Origin of the sequence: Pseudomonas mucoides, assembly GCF_015461845.1 — a bacterium.
Classification (GTDB): Bacteria; Pseudomonadota; Gammaproteobacteria; order Pseudomonadales; family Pseudomonadaceae; genus Aquipseudomonas; species Aquipseudomonas mucoides.
Window position 1 is genome coordinate 782310 of sequence record NZ_JACOPW010000003.1, and the last position, 19084, is coordinate 801393.

At 59.8% G+C, this 19084-nt stretch carries 17 protein-coding genes; 7 read left to right on the top strand and 10 right to left on the bottom strand.

Annotated elements, in window-relative coordinates; genetic code table 11:
* The first annotated feature begins 51 nt into the window (after positions 1–51).
* From H8F22_RS18425 to H8F22_RS18445, 5 genes are read left to right on the top strand one after another with little or no spacing between them, the layout of a single operon-like run.
* Positions 52–1080: a DUF5924 family protein gene (locus tag H8F22_RS18425; protein ID WP_027926169.1), complete on the top strand. Its 1029-nt coding sequence runs from the start codon at positions 52–54 to the stop codon at positions 1078–1080.
* 55 nt (positions 1081–1135) lie between these two features.
* Entirely contained in the window at positions 1136–2284 is a 1149-nt protein-coding gene (locus tag H8F22_RS18430; protein WP_027926168.1) for an ABC transporter permease, read from the top strand.
* Entirely contained in the window at positions 2281–3084 is an 804-nt protein-coding gene (locus H8F22_RS18435; protein WP_027926167.1) for an ABC transporter ATP-binding protein, read from the top strand. Before H8F22_RS18430 ends, H8F22_RS18435 begins: the two co-directional genes overlap by 4 nt.
* Position 3085: 1 nt before the next feature.
* Entirely contained in the window at positions 3086–4024 is a 939-nt protein-coding gene (locus tag H8F22_RS18440; RefSeq protein WP_027926166.1) for an MlaD family protein, read from the top strand.
* Entirely contained in the window at positions 4021–4647 is a 627-nt protein-coding gene (locus H8F22_RS18445) for an ABC-type transport auxiliary lipoprotein family protein (protein ID WP_027926165.1), read from the top strand. Before H8F22_RS18440 ends, H8F22_RS18445 begins: the two co-directional genes overlap by 4 nt.
* Positions 4648–4766: 119 nt before the next feature.
* On the opposite strand, the gene H8F22_RS18450 is transcribed toward H8F22_RS18445, so the two are convergent.
* The 5 genes from H8F22_RS18450 to H8F22_RS18470 form a co-directional block, all read right to left on the bottom strand.
* Positions 4767–5996 (bottom strand): nucleoside recognition domain-containing protein, encoded by a 1230-nt coding sequence (locus H8F22_RS18450; protein WP_027926164.1) that lies wholly within the window; start codon positions 5994–5996, stop codon positions 4767–4769.
* A gap of 202 nt (positions 5997–6198) precedes the next feature.
* Complete coding sequence (gene gltP, locus H8F22_RS18455; RefSeq protein WP_027926163.1) at positions 6199–7530, bottom strand: glutamate/aspartate:proton symporter GltP; 1332 nt, start codon at positions 7528–7530, stop codon at positions 6199–6201.
* A 706-nt stretch (positions 7531–8236) separates the two neighbouring features.
* Entirely contained in the window at positions 8237–8701 is a 465-nt protein-coding gene (locus H8F22_RS18460; RefSeq protein WP_027926162.1) for an inhibitor of vertebrate lysozyme family protein, read from the bottom strand.
* A 2-nt stretch (positions 8702–8703) separates the two neighbouring features.
* Positions 8704–8868: a DUF1328 domain-containing protein gene (locus H8F22_RS18465; RefSeq protein ID WP_003177151.1), complete on the bottom strand. Its 165-nt coding sequence runs from the start codon at positions 8866–8868 to the stop codon at positions 8704–8706.
* A gap of 83 nt (positions 8869–8951) precedes the next feature.
* Positions 8952–9239: a hypothetical protein gene (locus H8F22_RS18470; protein WP_194940528.1), complete on the bottom strand. Its 288-nt coding sequence runs from the start codon at positions 9237–9239 to the stop codon at positions 8952–8954.
* A gap of 439 nt (positions 9240–9678) precedes the next feature.
* Between H8F22_RS18470 and algB the strand changes: the two genes are divergently transcribed.
* Both algB and H8F22_RS18480 read left to right on the top strand, forming a co-directional pair.
* Entirely contained in the window at positions 9679–11025 is a 1347-nt protein-coding gene (algB, locus tag H8F22_RS18475; protein ID WP_027926160.1) for a sigma-54-dependent response regulator transcription factor AlgB, read from the top strand.
* A 10-nt stretch (positions 11026–11035) separates the two neighbouring features.
* Positions 11036–12826 (top strand): ATP-binding protein, encoded by a 1791-nt coding sequence (locus H8F22_RS18480; RefSeq protein ID WP_027926159.1) that lies wholly within the window; start codon positions 11036–11038, stop codon positions 12824–12826.
* Between the two features lie 7 nt (positions 12827–12833).
* Here the strand turns inward: H8F22_RS18480 and H8F22_RS18485 are convergent, their stop codons facing one another.
* The 5 genes from H8F22_RS18485 to H8F22_RS18505 all read right to left on the bottom strand — a co-directional run bounded on the left by H8F22_RS18485 (position 12834) and on the right by H8F22_RS18505 (position 18956).
* Positions 12834–14447 (bottom strand): EAL domain-containing protein, encoded by a 1614-nt coding sequence (locus H8F22_RS18485; protein WP_027926158.1) that lies wholly within the window; start codon positions 14445–14447, stop codon positions 12834–12836.
* A gap of 75 nt (positions 14448–14522) precedes the next feature.
* The gene (locus tag H8F22_RS18490) at positions 14523–15302 is read right to left on the bottom strand and encodes an N-acetylmuramoyl-L-alanine amidase (protein ID WP_027926157.1); all 780 of its coding nucleotides are present in this window, start codon (positions 15300–15302) and stop codon (positions 14523–14525) included.
* Between the two features lie 102 nt (positions 15303–15404).
* Positions 15405–17426: a GGDEF domain-containing protein gene (locus tag H8F22_RS18495; RefSeq protein ID WP_194940529.1), complete on the bottom strand. Its 2022-nt coding sequence runs from the start codon at positions 17424–17426 to the stop codon at positions 15405–15407.
* A complete protein-coding gene (locus H8F22_RS18500; RefSeq protein WP_027926155.1) occupies positions 17423–18301 on the bottom strand; it encodes an endonuclease/exonuclease/phosphatase family protein in 879 nt (292 codons plus the stop codon). The genes H8F22_RS18495 and H8F22_RS18500 overlap by 4 nt, the downstream gene beginning before the upstream one ends.
* 13 nt (positions 18302–18314) lie before the next feature.
* Positions 18315–18956: a thiol:disulfide interchange protein DsbA/DsbL gene (locus H8F22_RS18505; protein ID WP_059181884.1), complete on the bottom strand. Its 642-nt coding sequence runs from the start codon at positions 18954–18956 to the stop codon at positions 18315–18317.
* Between the last annotated feature and the right edge of the window lie 128 nt (positions 18957–19084).

Below are 19084 nucleotides of genomic sequence, written 5' to 3' on the forward strand. Positions count from 1 at the left end.
CCGGCGGGTAACCTGTCGAGGATATTTCCTACGACGAATGTGAACCGCCGAATGCCGATCCTGACCCAATACGTCCAGCGCATCCTGGAATTGATGAAGCGCTATCCTGGGGTCATCGCGCTCGGTGGTTTCATCTCCGGTGTCGGCAGCTTCATCCTGGTGGATCGCCAACAAGGCCTGGCGACCTGGATCACCATCATCATGGTGCTCAGTTGGGTCTGGCTGATGCTGGAAAACAGCCTCACCCAGCTGTTCACCAAAATCTTCAAACGCGAGATTCCCCAGCCGCTGCTGCGTTACGCCACGCAGATGATCCACCAGGAAAGCCTGTTCTTCGTCCTGCCGTTCTTTTTCATCACCACCACCTGGAACAGCGGCCAATTATTCTTCACCGGGCTGTTGAGCATCGCCGCGCTGATTTCCATCATCGACCCGCTCTACTACAAATGGCTGGCGCCCCGGCGCTGGGCGTTCCTGGCGCTGCATACCCTGACGCTGTTCGCGGCGTTGCTGACCGCCCTGCCCGTCATCATGCACCTCACCACGTCCCAGAGTTTCAAACTGGCGCTGGGGATCGCCGTGCTGCTGTCGTTCCCGAGCCTGGCGTCGATCTTCCCGATCCGCACCGTGCGCAACGCTTTGGCGATCCTCAGTATCACCCTGGGCATCGGCGCCCTCGGTTGGGTGCTGCGTTCGTGGGTGCCGCCGGCGACCCTGTGGATGACCGACGTGGCAATCAGCACGCAAATGCAGGACCGCACCCCCGGCGAAAGCCTGGATGAAGTGACTGCCGAGCAGATTCGTGGTGGCGGGCTGTATGCCTACACCGCGATCAACGCCCCGCGCGGTCTGGATGAGCGCATCTATCACGTGTGGCAGTTCAACGGTAAAGAGGTCGACCGCATCCCGCTGGATATCCATGGTGGACGCAAGGAAGGCTACCGCGCCTGGACCCACAAACAGAACTTCCCGGGTAACCCGGCGGGCAAATGGCAGGTCCGGGTGTTGACCGAAGATGGCCAGGTTATCGGCGTGCTGCGCTTCATCGTCACGGACAGCACACCGACCAAAGAAAAGTAGCTCGGTTCATGCTATTACGTAGCTCTGTGTAATTAACCGAACAAGCACGGAGCTTATGACCAGCAGCACAATGGCCGGTAATGCCCAATTGGACGACTCTCACTCCCCTGCTCAACTGCGGGTTACGGGTGACTGGACGCTTGCCCATTACGCCGATCTCAAGACCTTGTGCGAAAAGCTTCGCGGCCAGTACGACGACAACACCCACATCGATCTCAACAGTCTCGGTGCCCTCGACACCGCCGGTGCCTCGCTTCTGGTCGAGCTGCTGGGGACCGAGCGCCTCGGCCGGTCCGCCGAACACCCCGATTGCACCCTGTCCACCGCCGATCGCGCCCTGCTGCAGACCATCTACCGCTCAATGACCGATTTCTGTGTGCCCATCAAGGAACCGGAAATCAGCGTCAGTATTCAATTGCTGACCCGCATTGGCCGTGCCGTGGACGCGGTCTGGCAGGACACCCTGCAACTGTTGGGTTTCGTCGGACTGATTATCGAAACCATCGCCCGCAGCCTGTTTCAGCCCAAGCGTTGGCGCATCACGCCCATGGTCGCGCACATCGAACAAACCGGTCTCGACGCCGCGCCCATCGTCGCCCTGCTGACCTTTTTGGTGGGCGCAGTGGTGGCGTTTCTCGGGGCGACGGTGTTAGCCCGTTTCGGCGCCACGGTGTTCACCGTGGACCTGGTGGCCTTTTCCTTCCTGCGCGAATTCGCGGTGCTGTTGACGGCGATTCTGATGGCCGGGCGCACCGCCAGTGCGTTCACCGCGCAGATCGGCTCGATGAAGGCCAACGAAGAAATCGACGCCATCCGCACCCTGGGCCTCGACCCGATGGAGTTGCTGGTAGTGCCGCGTGTCTTGGCATTGCTGGTCGCCTTACCGATGCTGACCTTTCTGGCGATGCTCTCGGGGATCATTGGCGGCGGCGTGGTCTGTGCGGTGTCGCTGGATATTTCGCCAGCGATGTTCCTCTCGCTGCTGCAATCGGACATCGGTGTTCAGCATTTTCTGGTGGGGATCGTCAAAGCACCTATTTTCGCGTTTTTGATCGCCTCGATTGGCTGTCTTGAAGGGTTCAAAGTCAGCGGCAGCGCCGAGTCGGTCGGAGCGCACACTACGTCCAGCGTGGTCCAGTCGATTTTTGTGGTGATCGTGCTCGACGCGGTGGCCGCTCTGTTTTTCATGGAGATGGGCTGGTGAGTCGTTTACCCCGAGCGCCTTCCGAGGCGGTGATCGAAGTCCGCGGGCTATGCAATCGCTTTGGCAGTCAAAGCGTGCACGAAAACCTCGACCTCGATTTGTACAAAGGTGAAATTCTCGCCGTGGTCGGCGGTTCCGGCAGCGGCAAATCGGTGCTGCTTCGCAGCATTGTCGGCCTGCGTCGGCCTAACGATGGGGACGTGAAGGTGTTCGGTAAAAACCTGGCGACCTTGTCCGAGCTGGAGCGCTCGAAGGTTGAACGGCGTTTTGGTGTGCTGTTCCAGCAAGGTGCCCTGTTCTCTTCGCTGACCGTGACCGAAAACGTTGCCCTGCCCTTGATCGAACACGCCGGCCTGAGCCGTGAAGACGCCGAGCACCTGGCGGCGGTCAAACTGGCGCTGGCCGGGCTGCCGCTGTCGGCTGCCGACAAGTACCCCGCTTCGCTGTCCGGCGGCATGATCAAGCGGGCGGCGCTGGCCCGTGCGCTGGCGCTGGACCCGGACATCCTGTTTCTCGACGAACCCACGGCCGGCCTCGACCCGATTGGCGCGGCGGCATTCGATCAATTGATCCTGACCCTGCGCGATGCGCTGGGCCTGAGTGTGTTTCTGGTAACCCACGACCTCGACACGCTCTACACCATCACCGACCGGGTGGCGGTGCTGGCGCAGAAGAAAGTGCTGGTGGCGGACGCCATCGACAAGGTCTCGGAAACCGATGACGCGTGGATTCACGAATACTTCCATGGCCCTCGCGGCCGCGCGGCGTTGACGGCCGCTCAACAGTTGAACGAGGTCTGACATGGAAACCCGAGCCCATCATGTATTGATCGGCCTGTTCACCGTAATTGTGGTGGCAGGCGCCCTGCTCTTCGGCTTGTGGCTGGCCAAGTCCAGTGTCGACACCGAGTTCAAGGATTACGAAGTGGTCTTCAATGAGGCGGTCAGCGGCCTGTCCAAAGGCAGTTCGGTGCAGTACAGCGGGATCAAGGTCGGCGACGTGGTGACATTGCGCCTGGACCCGAAAGACCCGCGCCGGGTGTTGGCGCGGATTCGTCTGGGCGGTGACACCCCGGTCAAGGAAGACACCCAGGCCAAACTGGCACTGACCGGCGTCACCGGGACTTCGATCATCCAGCTCAGCGGCGGCACTCCGCAGAGCCCGGCGCTCAAGGGCAAGGACGGCAACCTGCCGACCATCGTCGCCTCGCCCTCGCCCATCGCGCGCCTGCTCAATGACAGCAACGACCTGATGTCCGGGGTGAACACGCTGATGCAGAATGCCAACCTGTTGTTCTCCACGGAAAACGTCGAGCGCATCAGCAACACGTTGGAGCACCTGGAGCAAACCACCGGGGCGATTGCCGATCAGCGCGGCGATATCCGTCAGGCGATGCAGCAACTGGCGTCGGTGGGCAAGCAGGCCAACAACATGCTGGAACAGACCACGGCGTTGATGCGCAATGCCAACGGCCTGCTCAATGACCATGGCAAGGACGCGTTGGGCAGCGCCGAGCAGGCAATGAAATCGCTGCAGCAGAGCACCGCGACGATCAACAAGTTGCTCGCCACCAATCAGGATTCGCTCAACAGCGGCATGCAGGGCCTCAATGGCCTGGCCCCGGCGGTGCGCGAGCTGCGTGAAACCCTGACCTCGTTGCGCGCCATCTCTCAACGCCTCGAGGAAAACCCCAGCGGTTACCTGCTGGGCAGTGACAAGAGCAAGGAATTCACGCCATGAAGCTGACTCGTATCGCCCTCCTCGCCGGCTTCACGCTGATCAGTTCGTGCTCGATCCTGCCCAAGCCCGAGCCGTTCGATGTTTATCGATTGCCGTCGGCCCAGAGCTCCGCGTCGGCCGGTCATGGCACGCCGCAACGCTGGTCGCTGCGCCTGACCAAACTCCAGGCCAGCAACGCACTGGACGGCCCGAACATCGCGGTAATCCCCCAAGGCGATGTGATCAGCAGCTACAAGGGCTCACGTTGGAGCGATCCGGCGCCGGTACTGCTGCGCAATCGTCTGCTGGATGGCTTTCAGCGTGACGGCCGGGTGCCGCTGTTGAGCACCGACGACAGCATTTTCCAGGCGGACCTTGAGCTGGGCGGGCATTTGCAGGCGTTTCAGACTGAGTATCAGGGCACGACCGCCACTGTTGTCGTAAGCCTGGATGCCTTGCTGGTGCGCGGTTATGACCAGCGCATCCTCGCCAGCCGCCGCTTCGAAGTGCGCCAGCCACTGAGCGATGTGAACGTGCCCGCAGTGGTTGCGGGGTTTGGCCAGGCGAGCGACCAATTGACGGTGCAGGTGGTGAACTGGGCGGTTGAGCAAGGGCAGAAGGTCGAGCTGCCCGCGAGACCTTAAGGCCAATACAAACCCAATGTAGGAGTGAGCCTGCTCGCGATAGCGGTGTATCAGTCGCAATAAATACCGACTGTTACATCACTATCGCGAGCAGGCTCACTTCTACAGGGGGATATCGGTCAGCCGAAGAACCAGTAGCACACCCCGATGGCGCCCAGTACGCCGGCCAGTTCTGCCAGCAACGCACACCCCACCGCATGCCGCGCGCGCTGGATACCCACCGCACCAAAGTACACCGCCAACACATAGAACGTGGTCTCGGTGCTGCCCTGAACCGTGGCCGCCACCAGCGCCGGGAAGCTGTCTACCCCGGAGGTTTTCATGGTTTCGATCAGCATCGCCCGCGCGGCGCTGCCGGAGAACGGTTTGACCATCGCCGTCGGCAATGCGTCGACGAAGCGCGTGTCCCAACCGGCCCACTCCACCAGGTGCCGAATTCCGTCCAGACCAAAGTCCAGCGCGCCGGACGCCCGCAGCACACCCACCGCACAGAGCATCGCCACCAGGTACGGCAGCAGGTTCTTGGCCACGTCGAAGCCTTCTTTGGCGCCTTCGACGAACGCTTCGTAGACCTTTACTTTGCGCAGTGCGCCGATGATCAGAAACAGCATGATCAGCCCGAACAGCGTCAGGTTGCCGAGGATCGATGACAGGCCGGCCAGCGCGGTGGCTGAGAGCGTCGCCAGCAGCGCCATGAAGCCACCGAGGGCGAGGGCACCGGGAATCAGGTACGCCAGCACCACCGGGTCCCAGATGCGCAGGCGCTGCATGAATGCGACCGACAGGAAGCCGACGACAGTCGAGCAACTGGTGGCGAGCAGAATTGGCAGGAACACCAGCGTCGGGTCCGGCGCGCCTTGCTGGGCGCGGTACATGAAAATCGTCACCGGCAGCAGGGTCAGGGAGGAGGCGTTGAGCACCAGGAACAGGATCTGCGCGTTGCTGGCCACGGTGGCGCTGGGGTTGAGCTCCTGCAGGGCTTTCATCGCCTTGAGGCCGATCGGTGTGGCGGCGTTGTCCAGGCCCAGGCCGTTGGCGGCGAAGTTCAGGGTGATCAGGCCGAGGGCCGGGTGACCAGGCGGCACTTCCGGCATCAGGCGCAGGAACAGTGGGCCCAGGGCTTTGGCCAGCCATTCGACGATTCCGGCTTTCTCGGCGATGCGCAGAAAGCCCAGCCACAAGGTCAGGGTGCCGAACAGCAGGACCATGACTTCGACCGACAGCTTGGCCATGGCGAAAATACTCTCCACCATCGCCGCGAAGATCCCGGCGTTGCCACCGATCAGCCATTGCGCCAGCGCCGAAACGGCCGCCACGATGAAGAAGCCAAGCCACAGGCCATTAAGCATCAGTCAAATCCCCCGGAATATGCGGCGAATGATAGCGGGGTAGCCAGAAACGACAAACCCCGGATTTCTCCGGGGTTTGTTTGTTCGGCTTACACCGGACCTTTGTAGAAGTGAGCCTGCTCGCGATGGGGCGGCACATCCAACATCTCTGTTGTTTGATACACCGCTATCGCGAGCAGGCTCACTCCTGCAAGGTTTTGCGTCAGTTCTTGGAAACCTCGCCAGCCGGGAGTTTTTCCTTGCTGCGCCAGTGCGGCAGGGAGTTCCAGTAGCGCTGACCCTTGGCGTCGTCGTACATGCCTTCCCAGCGCGAGATGACCAGCACGGCCAGCGCGTTACCGATCACGTTCAATGCGGTACGGGCCATGTCCATGATGCGGTCGACACCGGCGATGAATGCCAGGCCTTCCAACGGAATACCGACGCTGCCCAACGTGGCCAGCAGCACCACGAAGGACACGCCCGGTACGCCGGCGATGCCTTTGGAGGTGACCATCAGGGTCAGCACCAGCAGCAATTGCTGGCTGATCGACAGGTCGATGCCGTACAGCTGGGCAATGAAGATTGCCGCGATGCTCTGGTACAGGGTCGAACCGTCGAGGTTGAACGAGTACCCGGTCGGCACCACGAAGCTGCAAATGGCTTTCGGCGCGCCGTAGGCTTCCATCTTCTCGATCACGCGCGGCAGCACGGTTTCGGAGCTGGCAGTGGAGTAGGCCAGTACCAGCTCATCCTTGAAGATGCGCATCAGCTTGATCACCGAGAAGCCGAACAGGCGGGCGATCAGGCCCAGCACCACGAAGGCAAAGAACGCGATGGCGAAGTACACCAGCACGACCAGTTTGGCCAGCGGCAGCAGGGAAGCGAAGCCGAAGTTGGCCACGGTCACCGCGATCAGTGCGAATACGCCGATCGGGGCGTAGTTCATGATCATGTGGGTGACTTTGAACATGCTTTCCGAGACGCCCTGGAACATCTTCACCAGCGGCTCGCGCAGGTCCGATTGCAGGCTCGACAAACCGAGGCCGAACAACACGGAGAAGAAGATGATCGGCAGCATCTCGCCGCGGGCCATGGCCGCGAAGATGTTCGACGGGATCAGGTTGAGGATGGTTTCGATGAACGCGTGTTCATGCTGAACCTCGGCGGCAGTGGCCTGGTACTTGGAAATATCCACGGTACCCAGGGTGCTCATGTCGATGCCGGTGCCTGGATGGACCACGTTGGCCAACACCAGACCGACCAGAATGGCGATGGTGGTGACGATCTCGAAGTAGATGATGGTCTTCAGGCCGATGCGCCCGAGTTTCTTGGCGTCACCGACGCCAGCGATGCCGACGACCAGCGAAGAGATCACGATCGGGATCACGATCATCTTGATCAGACGGATAAAGATATCGCCTGCTGGCTGCAGGACGTTGCTGATCCACCAGGCTTTTTCGGCACTGAAATGGTTGAGCAGCGCACCGATTGCAATCCCCAATACCAGACCGATGAGGATCTGCCAGGCGAGGCTAAGCTTTGCCTTCTTCATATCATTACCCTTACTTGCGTTTGACTCAGGCAGACGCAGTCACTGGTTCGCTTGTGGCGAAAAGTGCGTGCATCTGCCCCCGTATAAGGAGCCCCGGAGCGCTTGTTAGTGGCTCTCTGGCAGGCGAAAAAAGGCGCAACTATTCCGATGCAAGGAAGCGACGTCTAATGCCGTAAACGCCTACCCTATGCCGAATCGGCATGAGCTTTTTCAAATGAAACTGGCGTCCCAACCGGTTCGAATACGCCATTTCGGCAGCCATAAGTGCCGTGAACCGGCCATCTCAGAGGAGGTTGGTTGTTTTTTGAGCGGGGGATTCAGGGTTAAAACTTCAGGAAAAACTTACGTTTAGCTGTAAAAAATCGCAGTCATTTGCAGACAGATTTCTCGATATACGGTCGCGAAGAAATACCGCGAAATGTTTTTGCGGGGTTTGTAGCGGAAATGGCATAAAGATAAATGAGCGATGCGCTCTGGATCGCTGCTTTTTTGCGAATGAAGCTCTCCGCAAATTCGTCGAGTCCCGATGACCCGGCGAATTTGCGTCGCAGCTTTTGCCTGACCCGGCCCTTGCGCAGGTACTCCCTGTACCCGTAGGTCACTCCGACCCTGCAACAGTCAGAACGTCCCGGCCCCATGGTCATGCGTCTACCTTCCTCGGGTAGCGCAGTAGAGAGAAGCAGGGTGCTTCTTTCATATGACAAATTCAGTACCAGTTCGGATCTTTTTTCAGCTGTTCCATCAACAGGTCCTGCATGCCCTGGTCCGGTTTGCCGAGGAAGCGGTAACTGGCATGTCGCGTGGGCGACTTGTCGGCCGGCAGTCCTGCGGGCACTTCGACCAGCATGGCGTAGGCATCTTCCTTGTCGAAACTGAAAGCCACGATCAAGCGTTCCTTCAGGCAGGTGGGCTGTGATTCACACAGCGGCCCAACCAGATACTTGTGGCCATCTTCCTCAACAGCATTCATTTGTTCGGCATCGCCAGACAGGTTCATCACCCATTCCGGCAGGCGTTCTTCCTTCTTCACCACGCCTTGCCATGTGTCACGGTACTGCGGGTCGGTGGTGAGTAACCCGTTGGCCCGCATTTGGCCGTCATTGGCCGCCATTGCCATGGCACTACCGCCCAAAAGCAGGGCGGCTGCCAGTGTCTTGTACAAAACGCTCATGTTCAGCCTCGACCGCGACGGCCAAAGAAGAAGGAAGCAATAAACATCACCAGGAACACGACAAAGAGAATCTTGGCGATACCCGTGGCGGTGCCCGCGATACCACCGAAGCCCAGTACTGCAGCGATGATGGCAATGATCAAGAAGGTGATTGCCCAGCTCAACATGGTGATTCTCCTTACGCTTCATTATTTAGAGGTGTCGCTTTTGGTGCTTGTCCCGGCGCAGACCGCACGCCAAGTTCGATTACCTAAAACACCCAGCGCTCCTGACGAGGCCTCTCGTCCAGTGGCTGCGCCTGGTCGACGTCCATCATCCGCATAGGGGTGAGGTCGGCCTGACTGCTGCTGGCGGCGCTGAAGTGGGTTTGGGCTGCAGGTTGAATCGAAACGTGCGGTGCCTCTGGCTGCTGGCTCTGCTCCCAACGCATGAACTGTTGGCCGGCGATCAGCGTGATCAGCAAGGCCAGAACAGCAAATAAGCCTTGCTGGATATGCAGTGGCGAGATTCGCAGTTGGGCGGCACGGTAGCGATTCATCCTGAAGCTCCTCCCACTTTGGTGGTGATCTTGTTGGTGGGCATAGAGATAAATGCCCTGATTACTCAGACCATTGCAGCCTGCATGCCAGCTTTTTTGAGCGAATAAAACTGAATAAAATCAACAAGTTAACAAGTTTATGAAAATCGTTTGCGACGCATCCTGCACGATGACCCCTCCAGGGTCGTGCGAAATGCACGATAGATTCGCAGGCACTTTGAATATTTTTGAATTGCGCGACGGGCGCAGATGTCAGAAAGGGAGGCGGGTAACCGCCAAAAATGCGGTGTTTTGATAAAAAGCCATGAAAATCAGCGAATTAGTCAGACAGGCCTTAGATAGCTACCCTGCCGGTGCTGGAATGGATCAGAATCGACCATGCAACTTGCCCGATTTATCCGGGACTAACCAAGATCAATCATTAAAGGAGCGCAGGAACATGGAATCAGCCACGGTGCATCAAGGCCGCATTCTGTTGGTAGACGATGAGTCCGCTATCCTGCGAACCTTCCGCTATTGCCTCGAAGACGAGGGCTATAGCGTCTCAACCGCGAACAGCGCCGCTCAGGCTGATGCCTTGTTGCAGCGTCAGGTGTTCGACCTGTGCTTTCTGGATCTGCGCCTGGGTGAGGACAATGGCCTGGATGTGCTGGCTCAGATGCGTATTCAGGCGCCGTGGATGCGTGTGGTGATCGTCACCGCGCACTCGGCCGTGGACACGGCGGTCGATGCGATTCAGGCGGGCGCCGCCGATTACCTGGTCAAACCCTGCAGCCCTGATCAATTGCGTCTGGCCACCGCCAAGCAACTGGAAGTGCGGCAACTGTCCGCCCGCCTGGAAGCCCTTGAAGGTGAAGTGCGTAAACCCAAGGATGGCCTGGACTCCCACAGCCCGGCGATGAAAGTCGTGCTCGAAACCGCCCGCCAGGTGGCCGGGACCGATGCCAACATCCTTATCCTGGGTGAGTCCGGCACCGGTAAAGGTGAGCTGTCCCAGGCGATTCACGGCTGGAGCAAGCGTCAGAAGAAGTCCTGCGTCACGATCAACTGCCCGTCCCTGACCGCCGAACTCATGGAAAGCGAACTGTTCGGTCACAGCCGTGGGGCCTTTACCGGTGCCAGCGAAAGTACATTGGGGCGGGTCAATCAGGCCGACGGCGGCACGCTGTTTCTCGACGAGATCGGCGATTTTCCGCTGACTTTGCAACCCAAGTTGCTGCGATTCATTCAAGACAAGGAATACGAGCGGGTAGGGGACCCGGTGACCCGCCGCGCCGATGTGCGCATTCTGGCGGCAACTAACCTGAACCTTGAAGACATGGTGCGCGACGGCCGCTTCCGCGAAGACTTGCTCTATCGCCTGAACGTCATCACGTTGCACCTGCCGCCGCTGCGCGAGCGCCGTGAAGACATCCTGAACCTGGCCGACCGTTTCCTCGCTCGCTTCGTCAAGGAGTACGCGCGCCCGGCCCGAGCCTTCAGCGATGAGGCCCGCGAGGCACTGCTAGGTTATCGCTGGCCCGGCAATATTCGCGAACTGCGTAACGTGGTGGAGCGGGCGAGCATTATTTGTCCACAAGAACGGGTCGAAATCAGCCATTTGGGCATGGCCGAAACCCCGGTCAATAATGCGCCGCGCATTGGCGCGGCGTTGAGTCTGGACGAACTTGAGAAAGCTCACATCGGTGCAGTCCTCGCCACGGCGGATACACTGGATCAAGCGGCCAAGACCCTGGGCATTGATGCCTCGACCCTGTACCGCAAACGCAAGCAATACAACTTGTGAGCTGCCACCGATGAAATTGGCGATGAAGCTGCGTACTCGGCTGTTCCTGAGTATTTCTGCACTGATCACCGTGGCACTGCTCGGGCTCTTGCTCGGACTGGTCAGCGTGATGCAGATGGCCGGGTCCCAGGAAGCGCTCGTTCGCAACAACTTCGTCACGCTCGATCTGGGATTGAAACTACGCCAGACCCTGGGCGATCAACTGATGATCATGGTCAACGAAAAACCGGATCCAGCCGGGTTCGAGGCGTCCAGGCAACACTACTTGCAGTTGCTCGATGAGGGCATTGCCCTTGAGCAAAACGGCAATGGCGGTCAGTACGGGTTCAAACAGGCCAAGGTTGATTATCTGGAGTTTGTTCAGGCCTACGGCCAGGCCACTGAGCCCACCAAGGTTCTGAGTGGCAGCGAAGCCCTCACGGAAAAATTCAACACCTTGCGCAACGGTCTTCTCGCAGAGCACAAGCGGGCGCTGGATGACATCAACAGCACCGAACGCCAGTCCCGAGAGCGCGCGTTACTGGTGGCGGGCTTGCTGGGTCTGGTGGGATTGGCGGTGTTGATCATCGGGTTCGTGACGGCACACGCGATTGCCCGGCGCTTTGGCGAACCGATCGAAGCCTTGGCGCAGGCCGCCGATCATATTGGCCAGGGCAATTTCGAGGTGACCCTGCCGGTGTCGTCTGCTGTGGAATTGAACCTGCTGACCAAGCGCTTCGGGATCATGGCTGAGGCATTGCGTGAGCATCAGGCCACCAACATCGATGAACTGCTCGCCGGTCAGCAACGTCTGCAAGCCGTGCTCGACAGCATCGATGACGGCTTGTTGATGATCGATCGCGACGGTCATCTCGAGCACCTCAATCCGGTGGCTCAGCGCCAGTTGGGTTGGGACACCGATCGCCTTGGCCAAGGGCTGGGCGCGGCCCTTGAACGTCCCGAGCTGGATGAACAGCTGCAACTGGTGCTGCGCGGCGGCACGCTGGAGCGTGCGCCGGAAGACCTGAGTATCGAGGTCGATGGTGAATCGAGGTTGCTGACTTACAGCCTGACGCCGGTCAGCCATACCCAAGGGCACATTCTCGGCGCGGTCATGGTGTTGCATGACGTGACCGAACAGCGGGCGTTCGAACGGGTGCGCAGCGAGTTTGTCCTGCGCGCGTCCCATGAATTGCGAACGCCGGTGACCGGCATGCACATGGCGTTCGGTCTGTTCCGTGAGCGGGCGAAATTTCCACAGGACTCTCGCGAAGCCGACCTGCTGGATACGGTCAATGAAGAAATGCAGCGCCTGATGCAGTTGATCAACGACCTGCTGAACTTCTCTCGCTACCAGAACGGCTTGCAGAAACTGACCCTGGCCCCATGCTCCATCGAGGAACTGTTGGCGCAGGCCCATGCCCGCTTTGCCGAGGCGGCGACTGAGCAGGGCATCGAATTGCGCATAGAGGTGCAAGGGCCGTTGCCCCGATTGCAGGCCGACCAACCGCAGCTGGACCGGGTGCTCGACAACCTGATCGACAACGCTTTGCGCCATACCGCACGGGAAGGCCTGATCCGATTGCAGGCCCGGCGCCATGGCGAGCGGGTGATTATCAGTGTCGAGGATAACGGCGAAGGCATTGCCTATGGCCAGCAAGGGCGAATTTTCGAGCCTTTTGTCCAGGTCGGCCGCAAGAAGGGCGGCGCCGGGCTTGGCCTGGCGCTGTGCAAGGAAATCGTGCAACTGCATGGTGGGCGCATGGGCGTCTATTCGCGGCCGGGGCAGGGTACGCAGTTCTACATGGCGCTGGCGGTGTAAGGCGCTTTCACGCCTCGTCATCCAGGCGCCGGCCTTTCATTCGCCGGCCGCGGGTAATCAGTTCGATGAACTGCACGGAGCTCAAGGCATGAGCGAACAACCAGCCTTGACCGAATTTCACGCCTTCGCTGCTTAGAAACGCCGCCTGCGCTTCATGCTCGATGCCCTCGGCAATCACTTTGAGTTGCAGCGCTTGCGCCATGTGGATGATGTGCGGTGCCACGCCACTGCTGGCGGCGTCATGACCCAGTGCGTCGATGAATGCCTTGTCGATCTTCAGGCAGTCCACGGGCAGGGTTTGCAGGTAGGCGAGGCTGCAATAGCCGGTGCCAAAGTCATCGATCAGCACTTGATGCCCGACATCGCGCAACGCTTGCAGGTTTTCCCTGGCCACCACCACATCGATCAATCCCCGTTCGGTCACCTCGAAGGCGATCTGCTTGGCCGCGACACGGTGCAACGTCAGCAGGCGGGCCATCACCTGGCCGATTCGGGGCACCATCACATCACACGCTGCCAGGTTGACCGAGATGTACAGTTGCGGGTTGGCGCGCAGCAGTTGTCCCAATTGTTCGAGCAGGCGCTGCAGGACGAAATCGGTCATCTGGCGGATCTGGCCGGTATTTTCCGCCATTGGAATAAACAGGTCCGGGCTGGTCAGCGTGCCATCAGGCCTTCGCCAGCGCAGCAACGCCTCGGCACCGACGCAGTTGCGGCTGTCGAGATCGAAGATCGGTTGATACAACACCTGCAGCTCACCCCGGCGTATGGCGCCATGCAATTCGGCATCCAGCGACTGACGCTGGCGCACCAGCAGAAACACCAGGAAGCCGACAATGATCCCGAGTACCAGGCTGGCGGGAAGGAGCCACCACCACACTGCCGGCACGTGGATGCCTGTGCGTGGTGTGATCAATACCAATTGGTATTCAGGGTTGTTGGTCGGCATGCGGTAAATCAGGCGGGTTTGCGTGACTTGCAATGCGTCGCGGCTTTTGGGAGCCCAGGATTCCGTCGGTGGCCAGACTTGGGCAGCACCCAATACGGGAATGGCGCGAGTGCCGTGGTCCAGCACCACCAGCAGGCTGCTTCCGGGCGTCAGGTCGACCATGTCCGTCAAATGCCCGCGAGACGTCGCCACCCGAAAGTTGCCTCTGCCGAGCATCAGCGCGGCACGGTTTTCATCGGGTTCGGTGGTGGTGTTCAGCCAGTAGCTGTAGGTGGGGCCCCGGATGTCGGGAGGGCGCAGCAGCGAAAGCCCTTCCTGGCGAGGACGGTTGGAGCACAGGCGGGATGAATCAATGTAGGCCGCTTCGTAGACGAAGCGGTAGTTGAAGCTGACCTGTTGCAAAGTGGCGATCATCTCTGCATCGCAGCCTCGAAGCGGCTGGGCTTCCAGGTCATCGAGGCTTTCGCGCAGTTGCCCGAACAATTGCTCCAGGCGGGCAAGGAAGCGCTCACCCTGAGCATTCATTTCTTCGCTTTCGTTCTGTTCAACCTGATGCATCGCCACAAACAGGCTGCCGGCCATCAAGATAGTTGCGCTGAGGGCAGCAGCCAGTATCGCCAGAAACCATGGGCGATAAAACCAGCTACGGAGTGTCTCTCGTGCGGCAGCCATTATTGATATCCGAAGAATTACCAATGAGTTATAGCTGCTGATTGGGAAAAAGCTCTTACCTTCGGACGGGCGCCATTATTTTGTCTGATTCAGGACCTGCAGGATCGCAGCGGATTCGGCGTCAGGCGTGCCGTCGAAGCGGGAAGGGCGGAAATGCATCTGAAAAGCCGCCAACACATGACGCGTCGCTACGTCCAGTTCACCGGTTTGTGGTGTGGCATAACCCAGCCTGGCCAGTTGCCCCTGGAACCAGCTGATGCTTGGCAGTTGTATCGCGAACTGGGCTTGCTGGCGCGCCACGGCCTGCTCGTTGGGCCAGACACCCAGGCCTTCGGCAGCCAGGCGTTTCCAGGGGAACAGCGGACCGGGATCGAGTTTGCGCAGCGGCGCGATATCGCTATGGCCGATGATGGCGTGGGGATTGATGTTGTAACGCTTGCTGATGTCCTTGAGCAGGACGATCAACGAGTTGATCTGGTCTTCGCTGTAGGGATACCAGAGGCGCCCGGTGGGGGTGTCTTTGAAGCCCGGGTTGACGATCTCGATACCGATGGAGCTGGAGTTTAGCCAGGTCCGGCCTTGCCATTCGCTTTCGCCCGCGTGCCAGGCGCGAAAATTCTCGTCCATCAGCTTATAGATAGTGGCGCCCTTGTCGTCGCCGATCAGGTAGTGACTGCTGACTTCGCCGTGGGTCAGCAGTTGAAGCGAGCGCTCCAGCGAGGCATTGGTGTAATGCACCACCACGAACTGGATGCGGCTGTCGTAGTTGGCCGAAGGGTGGCTGGTGTCGATACGCGGGCCGCTGGAACAAGCGGCCAACAGCAACAGCGACACAATGAGAGCGAGATATTTCATGGCAGTAGACGTACACACAAGACAGTAATGCAACAGTGTAACGTACTGCCTTGCGTGCCGACGGCAAAAGCCCGGTTTTAAACAAAATGGAACAATTGGACGTCAGCCAGTCTCCACCCGATTACGTCCGGCGTTTTTGGCGCGATACAGTGCTTGATCCGCTCTTTTCAGCGCCACATCGCTATGTTCGCCAGGCTTGAGCGTCGTCAGGCCCATGGAAATAGTGATGGTGACCCGCTCACCTTTGAAGTGGAAAGGGCAGGCTTCGATCGCGGCGCGCAAAGTTTCCAGCAGCTTTGCACCGACTGCCGGCGCTGTACCGGGCATCAGGAGTACAAATTCCTCACCGCCAAATCGTGCGATGAAATCCGTCCCGCGCAGGCGCTTGCGCAACACGTTGGCGATGATCTTCAGCACCTTGTCGCCTGCCAGGTGGCCGTAGTTGTCGTTGATGCTTTTGAAGTGATCGAGATCCAGCATGGCCAGCAACAGGGTATTGCCGTGCTGTTGCCACTGACCGATTTCGTGATCCAGGCGTTCGCTCCAGGCGGCGCGATTGGGCAGGCCGGTGAGCGGATCAATCAGGGCTTTTTGGCGTTGCTCTTCTAGGTGCTCACGATAGCCTTGCGCTTCTTGCTCCATGTGCGCCACCCGTTCAGCCAGGCTGTGCAGCCGCGTCGCCACTTCCTGTTCGCGCTCGTCGCGCTGCTTCTGGTGGCGATCCATGGTGCCGAGCAGGCCTTCAAGATGGTTTTCCAGGACCCGCTTCAGGTCGTCCAGGTCTGCCGCTTCCTGCATGCTGCTGTGCAAGCCGTCGACTTGTTCGCGGATCTGCGTGTCCATCTGGCGCGCCGCAGAACGGTTGTCGGCGTGCCCTTCGCTGGCCGCCTGCAAATTACTCTGGAAAGACTCCAGGCGTTCGTTGAGTTGTTGTAAATAGACTTCGAATTCGTGCTGGCCGCTGTCGTTGATCGCCAGCATCAACGTTGCCAGATCGTCAAGGATCGGGATCAGTTCGTACCAGTTCAGGCCATGTTGAAGGCGATCGCGCATCGCTTCGGCTTGCGGACGGTAGCGTTCCGGCAGCGTCAGGTCGTCGAGCAGTCCCAGCAGGGTGTCTTCGATGTGCCTGGCGACGGAGCTATAGGACGGCTCCGGTGAATCGGGCAAGGCGTAGAAGATGTCCTCGTGTTCGGTTTGTTCCGGATCGTCAGTCGTCAATGCCCGGGTCAGTTCATCGGGATTGATGGCTGGTTGAACCTGAATGGCTGGCGCTGGAAGGGGAAGGGCGGGCTCTTCCAGTCGTTCACTGTTCGAGGGTGTTGGCGATTCAGGCGCGGGCGCGATGTCGGGCTGAAGAACAGGCGGGACAAACGCGACCACCTCCGCAGCGGGCTCCGGTGCGGGAGTCTCTTGAGGCTCCGGGGTAGTCACCGTGGGGTGGACGCTGTGCACCGCTGGCGGTGCGACTGGCGGCAGGTCCTCCTCATCTGCATCATCGGCGTCACCGGCGTGCGCCATCTCGACAACCCGCTCTTCAGCCTGCACAGCCGGTGCGTGAACGGCAGGTGCGACGACTTGCGGCACTTCTTCATCCGCTTCGTGGCTACCGAACAATCTCTGCAGAAAACCGGGCCGGTCAGGTTCGGCGGGGTTCTCCAATTGCCTCAAGGCTTTGCCTTGCAGGCCACTCAGTTCGCTGAGCAGAAGTGGCATCTCGCGGGCCTGACTGACTCGTCCATCGAGCTTTTTGGCGAAGCTCTTGAGCGGTCGGCTGACTTCCCGGGGCAGCGGCAGCGATTGCAGTTGCGCGACCAGCGCGGTCAGTGCGGCGCTGGTCTGGTTGACTCGGGTTTCCCGGCGCTGCTCGGAATCGAGCACGGCTTTTTCGAGTCGCGGCAGCAGGGCGGCCAAGCCGGCGTCCATGTCATCGGTGCGCACGACTTCGCGCATCTCTTTCATGCATTGGTCGACAGCGCGGTCAGTGCCCTCCGCCGCCAGCGTGCTGCGCACCAGCCCACGGCGCAGCAGATCGAGCCGAGCATCCCAGCGACGCTCAAGCTTTTCCTGTTGTTCGATGCTTTTGAGGTATTTCTCTTTCCAGCGCTGTGTTTCGTCGCTCATTCATGGGATCCGCGAAGGGCAGGACTCAACGCGGGCAATGCATCAGCCGTGAGCGAACCCGGCAGACGAATCTCTACCGCGACCGGCAGGTGATCGGAAATGGGCTGTGCCAGCACTTCGACCTTTTCGAGGGTCAGTGTCGGGCTTAGCAGAATGTGGTCAAGGCAGCGTTGCGGGCGCCAGCTGGGAAAGGTCGCTTCCAGTTGCGGCGCGAGCAGGCCGAGGTCACGCAACGGGGAGTTTTGCAGCAGGTCACTGGCATGGGTGTTCATGTCGCCCATCAGCACCTGGTGTTTATAGCCGCCGATCAATTCGCGGATGTAGGCCAGTTGCAGGCTGCGCACGCGAGCGCCGAGCGCCAGATGCATCATGACCACCACCAGCGCCTCCGGACCTTCGCCAAAGCGCACCAGAATGGCCCCGCGACCCTTGGGCCCCGGCAGCGGGTGGTCTTCAATCGCCCACGGGCGCAAGCGGCTGAGCACACCATTGCTGTGCTGGCCGAGTCGTCCGAGGTTGCGGTTGAGTTGTTGATACCAGTAGGGGAAGGCACCGAGCTGCGCCAGGTGCTCGACTTGATTGACGTAGCCTGAGCGCAGGCTGCCGCCATCGGCTTCTTGCAGGGCGACCAGGTCGAAGTCGCCCAGCAGGTTGCCGATTTTTTGCAGATTGTCGGCACGCCCGGTGTGCGGCAACAAATGTTGCCAGCCCCGGGTCAGGTAGTGCCGATACCGCTCGGTACTGATGCCGACCTGAATATTAAAACTGAGCAAGCGCAGACGACTGTCTGCGGGCAGGCCCGTGGACTCCAGGTGATGTTCGTTGACCCGTGGATCATGCAGGCCAACAACGCGTTCAGTTCCCCAGCGGCGCATGGCAGTGCTTCGCTTAGTTGGCGGCAGCCTTGTTAGCCGCTCGCTCTTTGTCGACCAGTTTATCGGCCAGTTGCAGGGCTTGCTCGGCACCGCCGGCAGAGCCCACGTCAAAACGGTATTTACCGTTGACGATCATGGTTGGTACGCCAGAAATTTCATACTTCTTGGCCAGCTCTTTGGCCTGGACGATTTTGCCCTTGATGGCGAAGGAGTTGAAGGTGGCCAGGAACTTGTCTTTATCGACGCCCTGAGTGGCCAGGAACTCGGCCATTTCTTCTGGAGTGACCAGTTTCTTGTGTTCTTTCTGGATCGCTTCGAAAACGGCGGCGTGAACCTTGTGCTCGACGCCCATGGCTTCCAGGGTCAGGAACATCTGGCCGTGTGCGTCCCAAGGGCCGCCGAACATGGCCGGAATGCGCACGAAGTTGACGTCGGAAGGCAGCTTCTCGACCCAAGGATTGATCACGGGCTCAAAAGCGTAGCAATGCGGGCAGCCATACCAGAACAGCTCCACGACTTCGATCTTGCCAGGCACGGCAACCGGAACCGGATTGGTCAGTTCGACATAAGGGGCGGCGGGTGCTTCGGCGGCTTGGGCAGTCATGCCGAACAGGCTGGCAGCGACGAGTGCGGCGCTGATGATCAGATTACGCATGCTTTACTCCTGGACAATTTGGGTCGCCTCGCGCGACCTGTTTTCAGACAGGTCCTGGCGGGCTTGAGTTCTGTAGTGTAACGGCAGCGGCCACAAAAAAGGGCGGCCAAAGCCACCCTTTTTATACT

Excerpts from the sequence above, each read along its gene's own strand:
- H8F22_RS18485 (WP_027926158.1), bottom strand. The coding sequence starts at position 14,447 with ATGGCTGCCGCACGAGAGACACTCCGTAGCTGGTTTTATCGCCCATGG.
- H8F22_RS18425 (WP_027926169.1), top strand. The coding sequence starts at position 52 with ATGCCGATCCTGACCCAATACGTCCAGCGCATCCTGGAATTGATGAAG.
- H8F22_RS18450 (WP_027926164.1), bottom strand. The coding sequence starts at position 5,996 with ATGCTTAATGGCCTGTGGCTTGGCTTCTTCATCGTGGCGGCCGTTTCG.
- H8F22_RS18465 (WP_003177151.1), bottom strand. The coding sequence starts at position 8,868 with ATGTTGAGCTGGGCAATCACCTTCTTGATCATTGCCATCATCGCTGCA.
- H8F22_RS18495 (WP_194940529.1), bottom strand. The coding sequence starts at position 17,426 with ATGAGCGACGAAACACAGCGCTGGAAAGAGAAATACCTCAAAAGCATC.
- H8F22_RS18430 (WP_027926168.1), top strand. The coding sequence starts at position 1,136 with ATGACCAGCAGCACAATGGCCGGTAATGCCCAATTGGACGACTCTCAC.
- algB (WP_027926160.1), top strand. The coding sequence starts at position 9,679 with ATGGAATCAGCCACGGTGCATCAAGGCCGCATTCTGTTGGTAGACGAT.
- H8F22_RS18470 (WP_194940528.1), bottom strand. The coding sequence starts at position 9,239 with ATGAATCGCTACCGTGCCGCCCAACTGCGAATCTCGCCACTGCATATC.
- H8F22_RS18500 (WP_027926155.1), bottom strand. The coding sequence starts at position 18,301 with ATGCGCCGCTGGGGAACTGAACGCGTTGTTGGCCTGCATGATCCACGG.
- gltP (WP_027926163.1), bottom strand. The coding sequence starts at position 7,530 with ATGAAGAAGGCAAAGCTTAGCCTCGCCTGGCAGATCCTCATCGGTCTG.
- H8F22_RS18445 (WP_027926165.1), top strand. The coding sequence starts at position 4,021 with ATGAAGCTGACTCGTATCGCCCTCCTCGCCGGCTTCACGCTGATCAGT.
- H8F22_RS18480 (WP_027926159.1), top strand. The coding sequence starts at position 11,036 with ATGAAATTGGCGATGAAGCTGCGTACTCGGCTGTTCCTGAGTATTTCT.
- H8F22_RS18460 (WP_027926162.1), bottom strand. The coding sequence starts at position 8,701 with ATGAGCGTTTTGTACAAGACACTGGCAGCCGCCCTGCTTTTGGGCGGT.
- H8F22_RS18505 (WP_059181884.1), bottom strand. The coding sequence starts at position 18,956 with ATGCGTAATCTGATCATCAGCGCCGCACTCGTCGCTGCCAGCCTGTTC.
- H8F22_RS18490 (WP_027926157.1), bottom strand. The coding sequence starts at position 15,302 with ATGAAATATCTCGCTCTCATTGTGTCGCTGTTGCTGTTGGCCGCTTGT.
- H8F22_RS18440 (WP_027926166.1), top strand. The coding sequence starts at position 3,086 with ATGGAAACCCGAGCCCATCATGTATTGATCGGCCTGTTCACCGTAATT.